Source organism: Pseudolysinimonas sp., assembly GCF_057350545.1.
In genome coordinates this window covers 1-14,762 of record NZ_JBMRCP010000057.1, presented here as the reverse complement: position 1 = coordinate 14,762, position 14,762 = coordinate 1, and the positions used below count along the sequence as shown (strand labels likewise).

The 14,762-nt window shown below is 72.2% G+C and carries 14 protein-coding genes; 9 read left to right on the top strand and 5 right to left on the bottom strand.

What is annotated here, in order from left to right:
• Together ACO1X9_RS08050 and ACO1X9_RS08045 are read right to left on the bottom strand one after the other, a co-directional pair.
• A partial coding sequence (locus ACO1X9_RS08050; protein WP_486350306.1) for an NAD(P)/FAD-dependent oxidoreductase occupies positions 1-548 on the bottom strand: 548 nt, incomplete at its 3' end.
• Entirely contained in the window at positions 545-1,153 is a 609-nt protein-coding gene (locus ACO1X9_RS08045) for a TetR/AcrR family transcriptional regulator (protein WP_486350305.1), read from the bottom strand. The genes ACO1X9_RS08045 and ACO1X9_RS08050, both read right to left, overlap by 4 nt.
• 84 nt (positions 1,154-1,237) lie before the next feature.
• On the opposite strand from ACO1X9_RS08045, the gene ACO1X9_RS08040 reads away from it, so the two are divergent.
• Genes ACO1X9_RS08040 through ACO1X9_RS08030 form a run of 3 tightly spaced genes read left to right on the top strand, consistent with a single transcriptional unit; the run spans position 1,238 to position 4,999 of the window.
• On the top strand, positions 1,238-2,902 hold the full coding sequence (locus ACO1X9_RS08040; RefSeq protein ID WP_486350304.1) for a CocE/NonD family hydrolase: 1,665 nt from the start codon (positions 1,238-1,240) through the stop codon (positions 2,900-2,902).
• The gene (locus ACO1X9_RS08035; RefSeq protein ID WP_486350303.1) at positions 2,895-3,350 is read left to right on the top strand and encodes a DUF3237 domain-containing protein; all 456 of its coding nucleotides are present in this window, start codon (positions 2,895-2,897) and stop codon (positions 3,348-3,350) included. Before ACO1X9_RS08040 ends, ACO1X9_RS08035 begins: the two co-directional genes overlap by 8 nt.
• Entirely contained in the window at positions 3,350-4,999 is a 1,650-nt protein-coding gene (locus ACO1X9_RS08030; RefSeq protein WP_486350302.1) for an amidohydrolase, read from the top strand. Before ACO1X9_RS08035 ends, ACO1X9_RS08030 begins: the two co-directional genes overlap by 1 nt.
• Here the strand turns inward: ACO1X9_RS08030 and ACO1X9_RS08025 are convergent.
• Positions 4,978-5,577, bottom strand: a complete 600-nt coding sequence (locus ACO1X9_RS08025) for a TetR/AcrR family transcriptional regulator (protein ID WP_486350301.1) — start codon at positions 5,575-5,577, stop codon at positions 4,978-4,980. The genes ACO1X9_RS08030 and ACO1X9_RS08025 overlap by 22 nt on opposite strands.
• A 119-nt stretch (positions 5,578-5,696) precedes the next feature.
• Here ACO1X9_RS08025 and ACO1X9_RS08020 point away from each other — a divergent pair, with 119 nt between their 5' ends.
• Genes ACO1X9_RS08020 through ACO1X9_RS07995 form a run of 6 tightly spaced genes read left to right on the top strand, consistent with a single transcriptional unit; the run spans position 5,697 to position 12,758 of the window.
• Positions 5,697-7,361, top strand: a complete 1,665-nt coding sequence (locus ACO1X9_RS08020; RefSeq protein WP_486350300.1) for an ABC transporter substrate-binding protein — start codon at positions 5,697-5,699, stop codon at positions 7,359-7,361.
• A gap of 34 nt (positions 7,362-7,395) precedes the next feature.
• Entirely contained in the window at positions 7,396-8,355 is a 960-nt protein-coding gene (locus ACO1X9_RS08015; protein WP_486350299.1) for an ABC transporter permease, read from the top strand.
• On the top strand, positions 8,352-9,215 hold the full coding sequence (locus ACO1X9_RS08010) for an ABC transporter permease (protein ID WP_486350298.1): 864 nt from the start codon (positions 8,352-8,354) through the stop codon (positions 9,213-9,215). Before ACO1X9_RS08015 ends, ACO1X9_RS08010 begins: the two co-directional genes overlap by 4 nt.
• Complete coding sequence (nikE, locus tag ACO1X9_RS08005) at positions 9,212-10,879, top strand: nickel ABC transporter ATP-binding protein NikE (RefSeq protein WP_486350297.1); 1,668 nt, start codon at positions 9,212-9,214, stop codon at positions 10,877-10,879. The genes ACO1X9_RS08010 and nikE overlap by 4 nt, the downstream gene beginning before the upstream one ends.
• Positions 10,876-12,294 (top strand): amidase, encoded by a 1,419-nt coding sequence (locus ACO1X9_RS08000; RefSeq protein ID WP_486350296.1) that lies wholly within the window; start codon positions 10,876-10,878, stop codon positions 12,292-12,294. The genes nikE and ACO1X9_RS08000 overlap by 4 nt, the downstream gene beginning before the upstream one ends.
• Entirely contained in the window at positions 12,294-12,758 is a 465-nt protein-coding gene (locus ACO1X9_RS07995) for a DUF3237 domain-containing protein (RefSeq protein ID WP_486350295.1), read from the top strand. Before ACO1X9_RS08000 ends, ACO1X9_RS07995 begins: the two co-directional genes overlap by 1 nt.
• Here the strand turns inward: ACO1X9_RS07995 and aroQ are convergent.
• Both aroQ and ACO1X9_RS07985 read right to left on the bottom strand, forming a co-directional pair.
• On the bottom strand, positions 12,755-13,192 hold the full coding sequence (aroQ, locus tag ACO1X9_RS07990) for a type II 3-dehydroquinate dehydratase (protein ID WP_486350294.1): 438 nt from the start codon (positions 13,190-13,192) through the stop codon (positions 12,755-12,757). The genes ACO1X9_RS07995 and aroQ overlap by 4 nt on opposite strands.
• The coding region (locus ACO1X9_RS07985; protein ID WP_486350293.1) for a TIM barrel protein at positions 13,167-14,762 on the bottom strand (1,596 nt) is incomplete at its 5' end. The genes aroQ and ACO1X9_RS07985, both read right to left, overlap by 26 nt.

The following is a 14,762-nucleotide window of genomic DNA, read 5'->3' as shown; positions in this document are numbered from 1 at the left end:
TAGGTGGGCGAGGCGACGGCTCGCTGCACCGCGTCGCGGTCGAGGAACCGGCTCTCTCGCGTCGACTCTCCCTCGAGCCACGCGACCTGGTGCGGCTCGACCGCGACGGTGAGGGTTCCGGTGCGCTCGAAGTCGGCATCCATCCCGAGCGACGAGACCGTGGACTCCATCGCGTCGAGGTTCCGCAGGCCGAGCTCGTCGAGGCGTTCGAGCTCCTCCGGCCAGCGGCGGAGGCCGTTCTCCTCGCCGTGGGTCAGGCTCGCCTCGACGAAGCCGCCGTTGCGACCGGTCGCGGCCCAGCCGACCTCGCCGGCCTCGAGCACGACGATCCGCGCGTCGGGGTCGCGATCTTTCGCGCGGAGCGCGGTCCAGAGTCCCGTGTAGCCGGCCCCGACGACGACGAGGTCGGCGTCGACGGTGCCGCTGAGTCGGGGCATCCGCTCGCCGGGAGCGTCCTCGGTCCAGAACACGCCGTGGCGCGTCTCGGCGAGCGAGTGGGCGACGGCGCTCGCGGCCGGTGCCTGGCGTTCGAAGACGGTGTCGGTCACGGGCGTCCGATCAGCTGGTCGATGAGGGTCTCGGCGCTGCGTCGGGCGCGCGCCGTGCGGTCGTCGGAGGCCTCGAGGTCGGACATGAAGACGTTTCCGAGGGCGATCGTGAGCACGCCGTAGGCGGTCGTGGCGAGCTCGTCGGCGGAGGCGTGCGGCGCTGCCCGGTCCAGCAGGCGGCGGAGCTCCTCCTCGGAGCTGAGGTAGGCGTGCACGACCACCGCACGGATGCCCTCGCTCGTGCGGGCGGCGTCGACGAACGCGAGCGCGGCGACGTTCTCGGGTCCGGGCTCGGCGAAGCCGCCGAACAGGTAGTCGAGCGCCTCGGGCATCGTCGACGTGTCGGACGGGAGGAACGAGCCGCCGTGAGCGTCGATCGGGTCGCCGCCGCGCTCGGGCACCTCGCCGAAATACAGGAGCACTGCGGCGGCGGTGAGGATCTCGTCGCGGTTGCCGGCGAAGTGGCGCACGTGGCCGCGCGCCATCCCCGCCTCGGCCGCGATCCCGTCGAGCGTCGTGGCTCCGAGCCCGCGCGCCGACAGGCAGCGGATCGCCGCGTCGAGGATCTGGCGGCGCCGCGCATCGGCGACCGAGGGTCTTCCCATGATCACTCCGGGTTTGTTAGTCAAGCTTGACTAGAAAGTACCACTGACTCTAGCGTGTGGGAAACCCCCGAGCGGAAGGACCCCGTGACCGAGATCGTGAGGATCGGCCCAGCCCCGATCAGCCCCCTGGCGAACGAGCGTCGCGTGAGGATGCGCGACGGCGTGCGGCTCGCGACCGACGTCTACCTGCCGGACGGCGACGACTCCCCGGGCGACACGATCCTCATCCGCCTGCCCTACGACAAGTGCGGGCCGTACACGTTCATCCCGCTCATCGCGGAGTACTTCATGGCCCGCGGCTACCGCGTCGTCGCCCAGGATGTGCGCGGCAAGTTCCGTTCCGAGGGCGAGACGCTCCTGTTCGTCAACGAGGCGCACGACGGGTACGACACCCTCGACTGGGTCGTGCAGCAGCCGTGGTCGAACGGCCGCGTCGCGATGTGGGGCGACAGCTACTACGGCTACACGCAGTGGGCGGCGGTCTCGACGCAGCATCCCGCGCTCAGAGCGATCGCCCCCCGCGTGACGGGCACGCAGCTCGGCGAACCCGTCCACCGGGCCGAGGGCGATGTCGTCCGACGCGTCGAGTGGGGCATCACCTACCTCTACGCACTCACCTACTTCCACTCGCAGGACGCCTACTTCTGGCGGCTCGACCCCGACCGGCGACCCTTCAGCGCGCAGGTCGAGGAGGCACTCGAGGCGATCGGGTCGCGCTCGATCTCGTACGACCAGTGGTTCCCGCGGCCCGTGCACCTGCGACGCTTCCCCGACGGCAGCCCGTTCGACGCGCGGCCGATCCCGGTGCTGCAGACCATCGGCATGTGGGACAACTGCGCGCCGTTGTCGTGGGCGGACGTCGCCGAGCTCGAGGCCCGACCGGGGTGGGCGATGAACCACTTCCTCCGTCTCGAGTCGATGGACCACGAGTCCTACTACTTCGGCGACACCCCCGAGCAGCGGGTCGAGGAGCGCACCGACGAGCAGATCCGCGCGGAGCTGCCGAGGATGCTCGACCCGACGCTCGAGTTCTTCGAGGTGTTCGTGCGGGGGAACGGTTCGGCGACGGACATCCCGAAGGTCGCGTGGGCACTCGCCGGCACCGAGGGGATGCGCGCGAGCGCGACCTGGCCTCCCGCGGGGGTGCGCCCGTGGCGTCTCCACGGCACCGAGGGCGGGGAGCTCCGCCCGGACGAGGCGCCGAGCGGCACGCTCGCGTGGACCCACGACCCGGCCGACCTCGTGCCGTCGAGCGCGGACAACGCATTCGCCTTCCTGCTCGAGCGTCCCGACGAGGCGCCGCTCGGCGCCCGCGACGACGTGCTCGTCTTCACCGGGGACCCGGTCGACCACGACGTCGACCTCGTCGGGCCAGCGCGGGCGCGGGCGCGTATCCACTCCGACGGCCCGGTCATGGACCTCTTCGTACGCGTGCTCGACGTCGCCCCCGACGGCACGGCGCTGCGCATCGCACGGGGGCAGGTGCAGCTCGTCGACAGCTCGGTGCCCACGATCGTCGACGTCGATCTCGGGCAGCTCTCCCATCGCCTCGCGGCCGGTCATCGGCTGCGGGTGCACGTGTCGAGCAGCGACTACCCCGAATTCATCCCCCAGCCCGGCACGGGCGAGGACCCCTGGTCCGCGGTCGCGACCAGGGTCAACCACCAGACGCTCGAGGTCGGCGGCGACGAGCCGTTCACCGTCGTGCTCAGCGTTCTCGACGAGACACAGGACGGTGCCCATGAATGAGCCGGTGATGGAGTACGCCTTCGAGGTGAGGGTCGACATCGCGCCGCACCTCCGGATCGGGCGGAGTGCCGACGAGGACCTGAGCTTCACCCCGATCACCGGTGGCACGGTGGACGGGCCGCTCCTCACGGGCGAAGTGCTGCCGGGCGGTGGCGACTGGGCCGTCGGGCGCAGCGGCACGGCGCAGCTCGAGGCGCGCTACCTCCTGCGCGCGAGCGACGGGGCGGTCATCGACATCCTCAACCGCGGTTACTACCGCGCATCGGCGGACGTCATCGCGCGGGCAGAGGCGGGGGAGAACGTGCCGGAGTCGGAGTACTACTTCCGCACCGCCCCGGTGTTCCAGACCGACGCCCCCGCGCATCGCTGGCTCGCCGAGCACCAGTTCGTCGGCCTCGCGCGCGACGAAGACGGCCAGGTCTGCGTGCGGGTCTTCGTGGTGCGGTGATGTTCGACACGATCTTCGTCGGCGGTCGCGCCTTCACGGCGGGCTGGGAGTCGTCCAGGCCGCTCGGCGTCGGCGTGCGCGACGGCCGCATCGCCGCCGTCGCGCGCGACGAGGACCTGCGCGCCGCGGGCGCCGCGGAGATCGTCGACCTCCGCGGCGGGATCGTGCTGCCGTCGTTCCAGGATGCCCACGCGCACCCCGTGCAGGGCGCGATCGAGTTGCTGCGCTGCGACGTGTCGGAGGCGGTGGATGCCGACGACTGCCTCGCGCGCATCGCCCGGTACGCGGCACAGCATCCCGAGGAGGAGTGGATCCTCGGGGGCGGGTGGTCGATGCCGCACTTTCCCGGGGGAACGCCGAGTCGCCGGCTGCTCGACGCGATCGTGCCCGACCGGCCCGTGGCGCTGAGTAACCGCGACCACCACGGCGTGTGGGCGAACACCCGCGCGCTCGAGCTCGCCGGGATCTCGGCGGCCACGGCCGATCCTGCTGACGGCCGCATCGAGCGCGAACCCGACGGATCGCCCGCGGGTGTTCTGCATGAGGGGGCGGAGCGCCTGCTCGACGCGGTGCGTCCCGCCGCGTCCCGCGACCTCACCCGCCGCGCGCTCGACCGTGCGCAGCAGGAGTTCTTCGCCCTCGGGCTCACCGGGTGGCAGGACGCCTGGGTGGGCGTCACCGCCGCCACGGGCGATCTGCTGGACGTCTATCTCGACGGTGTCTCCCGCGACGCGCTGCGATCCCGGGTGAGCGCCGCGCTCTGGTGGGAGCGGGGCGTGGGTCTCGCTCAGCTCGACGGGCTCCTCGAGCGCCGCGCACGCGTCGGGGCGCTCGGTCGCCCGGACGTGCTGCGTGCCTCGACGATCAAGATCATGGTCGACGGAGTCGCCGAGAACTTCACGGCGGCCATGTCACGGCCGTACCTCGATGCCGAGGGGCGTGACACCGGCCACGCGGGGCTGACCTTCGTCGACGCGGACGAGCTCGTCGCGGCGGTCACGGCGCTCGACGCCGCCGGTTTCGACGTGCACCTCCACGCGCTCGGCGACCGGGCCGTCACGATGTCGCTCGATGCGCTCTCCGAGGCGCGCCGCGCGAACGGCCGTCGCTCGGCGCGGCACCAGCTCGCGCACCTCCAGGTCGTGCAGGGATCGGACGTCGCCCGCTTCGAGCCGCTCGACGCGATCGCGAACCTGCAGATGCTGTGGGCAGCCGTCGACGATCAGCTCGCCGAGCTCACCTTCCCCTTCCTGGCACCCGAGCTCGTCGCGCGTCACTATCCGTTGCGCGAGCTGCGCGACGCGGGAGCGCCTCTCGCCGCGGGCTCCGACTGGCCCGTCTCGACCGCCGACCCGCTCGAGGCCATCCACGTCGGGGTGAATCGCGCCGCCCCGGGAGCGGTCGCCGACCCCCGGATGGACCCCACGCAGGCGCTCGACGTCGTCACGGCGTTCACGGCGTACACGGCGGGTTCGGCGCACGCGAACGGGTGGGGCGACTCCACGGGTGCGCTCGTCGAGGGCTATCTCGCGGATCTCGTCGTCCTCGACGCCGATCCGTTCACGCTCCCCCCGGAGCGCCTGCACGACGTCACCGTGCGCGAGACCCGCCTCGCGGGCGACCGGGTCTACGCGGGGGTGTCGGCGTGATGAAGGGCGCGACGGGGGAGCGTCGCGACGGCGGCGAGGATGACGTCGAGCGCCGTGGCCTCATCCCAGTGCTCGGGGTCTTCGGTGCTCGCGATCGCGGCGCCGCGGATCAGCAGGTACACGAGTTGCGCGACCCGCTCCGGCTCGGTGTACCCGGCGTCCCGCGCGGCGGCGGCGATCGCCTCCTGGAACTCGGCCGACTCCTGGTGCAGCGCCGCGCGCAGCTCGGGTTCGACCGTCGCGTTGGCCACGACCTCGAGGATCAGCGTGCGCAGCACGGGGTCGTCGCTCGTCGACGTGAGCGACCACTCGAGCATGGCGCCCAGCCGATCGGCGGGGGCGGCGGCGGCGATGGCGGCGTCGCGCTCCTCGCGCCAGCGGTCACGTCCGCGGTCGAGCACGTTCTTGATGAGGGCCGACCGCGAGGGCAGATAGTTCGTGACGAGCGTCGTCGAGCCCCCGAGTTCGCGCGCGACGGAGCGAATGGTCACGGCCTGGGCGCCCGCGGCGCGCGCGACTCGCACGGTGGCGTCGGCGATGTCGGCGAGTCGTTGTGCGGGGTCCACGTCACGCGGCATGTGCCGAGCCTAACGATTTTCGACACACAAATGAAACATTGATGTACAACACTGTTACTAAGATGATGGTCACGTCACCGGCGACGCGCCGGAACGTGACCCCCCAGAGAGGACACGCCATGAGAACCACAGCTCTCCCCGCCGGTGTCGCCCGAGGTGCGCGCAATGGAGCGCTCGCCTTCGGTGCCGCCGCGGTGCTCGTGCTCACCGGATGCACGGCTCCCGACGCGACCCCGACCACCGCGCCGATCGACCCCGACACACTCGTCGCCTCGCTCCCCGCCGCGACGACGGCCGTCGACGAGGTCACGTGGGGCCTGGTCGAGGGCGAGCCGCGCTCGCTCGTGCCGGGCGCCGACTACAACTTCGTCTGGCCGAACGTGTGCGACAGCCTGCTCCGCGTCGCGCCGGACTTCACGATCGCGCCGGCCCTCGCCGAGTCGGCGGAGTTCGTCGACCCGGTGACGTTCGTCATCGACCTCCGCGACGGCATCACGTTCTCCGACGGATCGCCGGTCACGCCCGACGACGTCGTCTTCAGCCTCGACCGCCACCGCACCGACGTGACCTCGGCGTTCTACGGAGCGTTCGTGCTCGTCTCCTCGATCGAGGCGACGGGCGATGCGCAGGTCACGGTGCGCTTCAACGCGCCCGACTCGATCTTCCGCGAGGCGCTCACCGGCGGCGCGGGCGCCATCCTCAGCCGTTCGTTCAGCGAGACCCAGGGCGCCGCGCTCGGCACCTCGGGCGGCGACATCCTGTGCGCGGGGCCCTTCAGTCTCGACAGCTGGACGCCGGGCAGCCAGATCGTGCTCGCCGCGAACGAGGGCTACTGGGACGGCGCGCCGCTCGTGCAGAAGCTCGTCTTCCGCTTCGTCTCCGACGGCACGACGCTCACCAACGCGCTGCTCGCCGGCGAGATCGACGGCGCCTTCAACGTGCCGCCGGCCAGCCGCGGCGCGTTCGAGGCCTCGGACCAGGGACGTCTCGTGATCGGCCCGTCGACCGCGTCGTTCTCGTTCGGACCGACCCGCGCGGAGGGTCCGGGGGCCAACCCCGCCATCCGCCAGGCGCTCAGCATGGCGATCGACCGTGAGCAGTACATCGCGGCCGTGCTCAACGGGATGGGCACCGAGCAGAGCTCCTTCGTCGCGCCGTTCACGTGGGCCGGCTCGCCGGTCGCCGACATCTACCAGGCGGGCTACGACGCCCTGGCGACGCCGACGGTCGACCTCGACGCCGCGCGGGCGCTGGTCGAGGAATCCGGCGAGGACCCCGCGGTGCCGATCCGCATCGCCATCCCGGCGGGCAGCAAGGAGCTCTCGCAGACGGCGGCCATCATCCAGAGCGCCGCGCAGCAGATCGGCCTCACGGTCGAGATCGACGAGCGGCAGCCGGCCGACTTCGCGGCGATCTTCCTGCCCGAGCCCGCGGCGCGCGAGAGTCTCGACTTCGTCGCGACCTCGGGCTACCAGGAGACGCCCGGCGTGCTCACCTACCCGCAGCTGTTCATCCTCCCGCCGCAGATGGGCGGCATCTTCAACTGGTCGGGCTACGCCGATCCTGCCGCTGTCGGCGCGGTCCAGGCCGCCCGCACGACGCCCGACCCGGCCGGCGCGGCCGAGGCGTACGTCGACGCCCAGGAGGTGTTCGCCCCCGCGATGCTGCAGATCACCCTCGCGGGTGCGTACCACACCACCTTCCTCAACGACCGCCTCACGGGCGCGGTCACCTCGGTGGCGGCCTACGCGAGCCCCTGGGCTCTGCACCTCGGCGGCGAGTGATCCACGCGATGCTGGACAGGAGAGGAGGAGCAGCATGAGGTCACCCGTCATCCGGCAACTCGCCGGCAAGCTCGGCGCCCTGCTGCTCACCCTCTTCCTGTCCAGCGTCGTGATCTTCTCCGCGATGCTGCTGACGCCGGGAGATCCCGTCGTCGCACTCGCCGGGGGCCTGCGTCCGACCCCCGAGATGATCGAGGCGATCCGCGCGGAGTACCACCTCGACCAACCGATCTGGGTGCAGTACCTCCACTGGATCGGCGGGGTCGCCACGGGCGACCTCGGCACCTCGTTCGTCTACAAGGCCCCGGTCGCCGATCTCATCGCACCGCGATTCGGCATCACGGCCCTGCTCGTCGCCTACACGATCGTGCTCATCATCGTCTTCGGGATCGGCTCGGGCATCCTCGCCGCCCGGCGCCGCGGACTCGTCGAGCGTGCCGTGCTCGTCGGTACGTCGGCGGGAGTCGCGATGCCGACCTTCGTCGTCGCCATCCTGCTGATCTTCGTGTTCGGGCGGGTGCTCGGGTGGTTCCCGGTCTACGGACCCGGGACGGGCCTGCTCGACAACCTCTATCACCTGACCCTCCCCGCCGTGTCGCTGTCGGTGCTCTACATCGCCTACATGAGCCGCATCACGCGCGGCGCGATCGTCGCGCAGCAGCACGCCGAGCACGTCGAGACGGCCACCGTGCGCGGCATCCCGCGGGGACGCATCTTCCGCAACCACGTCTTCCTCAACGCCTCGCCGCAGATCCTCTCCGTCTCCGGTGCCACGATCGCCGGCCTCTTCGCGGTCTCCGCCATCGCCGAGCAGGCCTTCGGCCTCGGCGGCATCGGATCGCTGCTCACCGAGGCCGCTGCCCGGAAGGACCTCCCCGTCGTGCAGGTGCTCTCGCTGCTCCTCGTCGCCCTGTTCGTCGTGCTCAACGCGATCGTCGACATCGTCATCGCCCTGATCGACCCCGACTCCGCGAAGTCGAGGGCCGCCGGATGAGCGCGGGGCAGCTCGCAGCGGGCCGCATCCCGCCGATCGCCCGCCGCGTCGCGCGCCGCGACCCGCTCTTCGTGACGGCCGGCGTCGTGCTCGCCGTCATCGTCGTCGGCGCCCTGCTCGGACCGGTGCTCGCGCCGTACGACCCGAACGAGCTCTTCGTCGGGCCGACGTCCGCCCGACCGAGTGGCGCCCATCTCCTCGGCACCGACGACCTCGGCCGCGACATCCTGTCCCGCGTGCTCGGGGGAGGAGCCGCGAGCGTCCTCGCCCCCGCCGTCGTCGTGCTGCTCTCGACCCTGCTCGGCGGGCTCGTCGCGATCGTGTCGGCGTGGTTCGGCGGATGGGTCGACGGGGTGCTCACCCGGATCATCGAGGTGATCTTCGCGATCCCCGGTCTCGTGCTCGCCATCCTCGCCGTGTCGATGTTCGGCAAAGGTCTCGTCGCGCCCGTCGTGGCGCTCTCGATCGCGTATGTCCCCGTCGTGTCGCGCCTGGTGCGCGCGGGCGCCCGAGCCGAGCTCGGCAAGCCCTACATGGCGGCGCTCCGGGTGCAGGGCGTCGGATCGCTCGCCATCTGCTTCCGGCACCTCATCCCGGCGCTGCTGCCGACGATCCTCGCCCAGTCGACGCTCGGATTCGGTTACGCGATGCTCGACCTCGCCGCGATCTCGTTCCTCGGCCTCGGCGCGCAGCCGCCGTCGTCCGATTGGGGCGTCATGATCGCGGGGGGTCAGCCCTCTCTGCTCACCGGAGCACCCGAGCAGTCGCTGTTCCCGGCGCTCCTCGTCGTGCTCACCGTCGTGAGCGTCAACATCCTGGGAGCGCGAGTCACCGCGTGGGCGGAGGCGGCCGACCGATGAGCGGATTCGTGCTGGAGCTCGACGGCGTGACCATCTCGGTCCCCGGTGCCGACGGCCCGCGAATGCTCGTGCACGACTGCACGCTGCGGGTGGCTCCCGGTGAGGTGCTCGGTCTCGTGGGGGAGTCGGGGTCGGGCAAGACGCTCTCCGCCCGCGCCGTGGCCGGCCTCCTGCCGGACGGGCTCGAGGTCGGCGGCACGATCCGGATGGATGGCGAGGACCTCGCCGCCGTGCCGGCGGGCCGGCTCCGCGACCTCCGCGCCCGCAGGCTGGGCATGGTGTTCCAGACGCCGCGGGCGCACCTCAATCCGCTGCGCACGATCGGCGACTTCATGATCGAGGCGCTCGTGACCGTCGCGGGCGTCGAACCCGCCGCCGCGCGCGCCCGCGCCGTCGGGCTCCTCGCCGAGGTGGGCATCGCCGACCCGGAGCGACGGATGCGGCAGCGCCCGGGCGAGCTGTCGGGCGGTCTTCTCCAGCGCGTGATGATCGCGGCGACGCTCGCGATGGACCCGCCGCTCCTGCTCGCCGACGAGATCACGACGGCGCTCGACGTGACGACCCAGGAGGAGGTCATGGCGGTGCTCGCCGACCTCCGCGCGAGCCGCAACCTCGCGATGCTCTTCATCACCCACGATCTCGCGCTCGCCGCCGCCGTGTGCGACCGGATCGCCGTGATGCAGGAGGGTCGGGTGATCGAGACGCTCGCCGCCGCGACGATGCGCACCGACGCGACCCAGGAGTACACGAAGCGTCTGCTCTCCGCCGCGCTGCCCACCGACCTCGTGAGTGGCGCTGGTGAGGCGACCGAGCCGATCCTCGTCGTGGAGGGGCTCAGCAAGACCTTCCGGGTGCGCTCCGTGGCGGGTGGTCGAGAGACCCTCGTCGCGGTCGACGACGTCGGGTTCCGGCTCGCGCCCGGCGGGTCGCTCGGCATCGTGGGGGAATCGGGCTCGGGCAAGTCGACGATGGCGCGGGTCATCTGCGGTCTCGAGCGCGCCGACTCCGGTCGCGTCACGGTGAAAGACGAGGACTGGACCCGGCCTGCCCGCGGAACCGCGGCCCGCCGTCGCCGGGCCCGCATCGCGCAGATGGTCTTCCAAGACCCCTACCTTTCGCTCGACCGCCGGCAGACCGTGCGGCAGTGCCTCCGCGAGGCGGTCGCGGTGCATCGCCGCTCCGCCTCGCGCGCCGAGTTGGATGTGCGCGTCGACGAGCTGCTCGCCGCCGTGAGGCTCACTGCCGACCTCGCCGACCGTCGGCCCCGTTCGCTCTCCGGCGGTCAGCGCCAGCGCGTGGCGATCGCGCGCGCCCTGGCCGCGGAGCCCGAGATCCTCGTACTCGACGAGGCCGTCTCGGCCCTCGATGTCACGACCCAGGTGGAGATCCTGACGCTGCTCGACGGCATCCGCCGTGACACCGGCGTCGCGCTGCTGATGATCTCGCACGACCTCGCGGCCGTGCGGCGCCTGTGCGACCACGTCGTCGTCATGCGCGCCGGGCGCGTCGTCGAACAGGGTCCCATCGCCCAGGTGCTCGACGACCCCCGCGCCGACTACACCCGCACGCTGCTCGACTCGATCCCGCGGGAGGGCTGGGTGCCGCGGCGCCGCGTCCCCCTCCGCACGACCACCTCGCTACCCGCACTCGGAGGACACCGATGACCGACACCCCGCTCTGGCTGCGCAGCGCGCGCGAACTCGCCGACGGCATCCGCTCTGGGTCGTGGACGGCGCGGGGCGTGATCGATGCCCACCTCGCGCGGATCGACGAGGTCAACCCGATCGTCAACGCCCTCACCGTCGTCTTCCACGACCGTGCCCGCGCCGCGGCGGACGCCGTCGACCTCGCGGTCGCCGAGGGTCGCGACCCGGGCGTGCTCGCGGGCGTGCCGTTCTCGGTGAAGGAGAACATCGACCTCACCTGGTCGGCCACGACGAGCGGATGGACGTTCCTCGCCGGGGCGATCCCGAGCGGCGACGCGACCCTCGTCGAGCGACTGCTCGCGGCGGGCGCCATCCCGATCGGCCGCGGCAACATGCCCGACTTCGGACTGCGCTGGGACACCGTGAACGACCTGTTCGGACGCACCGTCAATCCCTGGGATGCCACGCGCGTGCCCGGCGGATCGAGCGGCGGCGACGCGGTGGCGGTCGCGACCGGCATGACGCCGCTCGGGCTCGGCAACGACTACGGCGGGTCGCTGCGCCTCCCGGCCTACGCTGCGGGAGTGTGCGCGCTGCGTCCCTCGGAGGGGCGCATTCCCGCACCCGTCGTCGGCACGACCGAGCCGGTGCCGCTCACGCTGCAGCACTTCGCCGTGAACGGCCCGATCGCTCGCACGGTCGACGACCTCGACCTCGCGTTCGGGCTGATGCACGGCGCCGACGGCCGCGACCCGCTCACCCTGACGATCCCGCATCCTGCCGTCTATGACGGCCCCCGCCGGGTCGCGGTCGTGCGCGACCCGCTCGGCTGGGGCGTCGATCCCGGGGTCGCGGAAGGGATCGAGCGGGCGGCGTCGGCTCTCGCGGAGCACGGCTGGGAGGTCGTGGACGTCGAGCCGCCCCTGCTCGAGGAGGCGGCGACGCTCTGGCGTCGTCTCTCCACCGCGGAGATGGTGGGGGCTTTCCTGCCGGGCGGGCTCCCCGCGCCGCTGAGCGACGGGGCCACGAGGTACTTCCTCGACAACGCCGAGGAGACGGCGCCGTTCGCCGGGGTCGAGGAGTACGCGATGGCGTGGGCCCGTCGCGTGCCGATCGCCGCCGCCTGGCACGCCTTCCAGGCGGAGTACCCGATCGTGCTCGGGCCCGTGTCGACGCGTCGGATGCCGGTCGTCGGCTTCGACCTCGAGGGACCCGCCGCGACGACGGAGCTCTGGCGCGCGCACGTGCTGCTCGTCACCGTCAACTTCCTCGGGTTGCCCGCGGTCGCGGTGCCGACCGGGCTCGACGACGACGGGCTCCCCACCGGCGTGCAGCTCATCGGTCCGCGCGCGGGCGAACACGTCGCGCTCGCCGCGGCACGGGATGTCGAAGCGGCGCTCGGGCATGTGCGACCCGACGTGGCGGCGAGCTGATGGCCGAGCCGATCGACCCCGCGCTCGAGTTCGTCTTCGAGTTGCGCGTCGAGGTCGCCGAACCCGTGCGGGTCGGCCGCACCGCGTCGGAGGATCTCAACGTCACCCCGATCACCGGCGGCACGGTCGACGGCCCGCGGCTCCGCGGTCGCGTGCTGGGGATCGGCGCCGACTGGTGGGTGACCCGCGGGGCGACGACCCAGCTCGACGCCCGTTACCTGCTCGAGGCGGAGGACGGCGCGGCGATCGACGTCGTCAACCGGGGATACTGGCACGCGGGTCCCGAGGTCGAGGCGCGCCTCTACGCCGGTGAGGATGTCGGCGAGGGCGACCTCTACTACCGCACGGCGTTCGTGTTCCAGACGGGCGCGGAGGCGCACCGCTGGCTCACCGAGGCGCAATTCGTCGGCTACGCGCGACCCGAGCCGGGGCACGTCGTCATCCGAGTCTTCCGTCTGGTCTAGCGGACCAGTGCCGCCATCCGCCGCACGGCCAGCTCGTACCCCTGCACGCCGGCCCCGACGATCACGAACGCCGCCACGGCCGACACGTACGAGTGGTGCCGGAACTCCTCGCGCGCGTGCACGTTGGTGACGTGCACCTCGCCGACGGGCAGCCCGACGCCCGAGAGAGCATCCCGCAGCACGATCGAGGTCTGCGCGAGCCCGCCCGGGTTGATCACGATCCCGGCGCACCGCTCTCGCGCCGCATGGATCGCGTCGATCAGCACGCCCTCGTGGTTGCTCTGCAGCGACTCCACCTCGACACCGAGTTCGGCACCGACCGCGGTCGCGCGTGCGATGGCGTCGGCGAGGGTGTCGGAGCCGTAGAGGTGCGGCTCCCGGGTGCCGAGCAGGTTGAGGTTGGGGCCGTCAAGCAGCAGGATGCGGGGCGCCACGGCGCAGTTCCTCCGAACGTTGGGCGGCGAGCCTGATCGGCGCGTTGCTCGCGCCGTAGCCGTCGTAGCCGCCGCGGCGCTCGACGAACTCGAGGAACACACCGCCGAGGGTGGGTGTGTAGAAGTGCACGAACTCGCTGTCACCGACGCGGTCGTAGAAGAGGTCGAGCTCGCGCAGCTCGGCGAGCACCTCGGGGTCGAGCCCGAAGCGGGCGGCGAGGTCGTCGTAGTAGTTGTCGGGGATGCGCAGGAACGCGAGTCCGGCGGCCCGCGCCCGACGGGCGACGGCGCGTACGTCGTCGCAGCGGATGGCGATGTGCCGCGTCGGCAGGGGAGCGGTGGGGGGAGCGAGGTTGATCGGGATGCGGACGGCGCCGTCGGCGGTGCGCATGACCTGACTGCGCACGAGGCCTGTCGGGCCGGGCACCTCGGCACTCGACTCGGTCTCGAGCGAGAGGGCGCTGCTCGCGAACAGCACCGCCTCGTCGAACTCGCTCCACGGGTAGCCGATGTTGACGTGGTCGATGGCAGCATCGGGTCGGTCGTCGGGCACGCCGCCCTCGAACTCGGCGATCCAGGTCGCGTCGCCGGGGGCGGCGCTCCAGTAGACGCCGGTGCCGTCGGGTGCGGCGACGGCGGGGAGGTGCTGCTCGCCTTCGTAGGTGCGGCGGTAGAGGCGGCGCGCCCCGAGTCGCTCGGCACGGTCGGCCGCAGCCTCCGCGTCGTCGACGACGAGGCCGAGCCCCGTCAGCGCCGGCCGCTCGGTGCGCGCCTGCTCGTCGAGGATGATGCGGGCGTCGCCGAAGCTCCACAGCCGCACGGGCTTGGTGCGGTGGCGGCCTCGGAACCGGAACCCGAGCTGCGCGAGCACCTCGTCCGCGGCGGTGAGGTCGGCGCCGCCGATCTCGACGAAGTCGATCCCGCGCGGACGCACGGGGTCGCCCACGCGATCCGCGTCGGTGCCGAGCACCTCGGCGGTGCGGTCGGCCAGCCAGGTGAGCGACCGTCGAGCGTGGTCGGCGGTCCGCGTGACGTCGGTCTGCCGGAAGGTGTCGTTGAACACCTCGAGCGAGACCGGACCGGAGTAGCCGGCGGCGAGCACGTGCCGCAGGAACCCGGGCAGGTCGAAGCCGCCCTCGCCGGGGAACAGACGGTGGTGGCGGCTCCACGAGAGCAGGTCCATGTCGAGCACGGGCGCGTCGGCCAGTTGCAGGAAGAAGATCTTCTCGCCGGGGATGAGCTCGATGCCGGCCGGGTCGTTGCCGCGCGACAGGATGTGGAAGCTGTCGAGGCACACGCCGAGGTTGGGGCGGTCTGCGCGTTCGACGAGGCGCCAGGAGTGCCGGTAGTCCATGACGTAGCGGCCCCAGGCGAGCGCCTCGTAGGCGATGCGGATGCCGTAGGTCGCGGCGAGGTCGGCGAGCTCGCCGAGCTGCCGGGCGGCGACCTCGTCGTCGTCGATCGTGGCGGTGCCGGCGTTGCTGCACACGAGCAGCAGATCGGTGCCGAGGCGGTTCATCGTCGCGAACTTGGCGGCCGCGCGCCGCAGGGTCTCGGCGAACACGTCGTC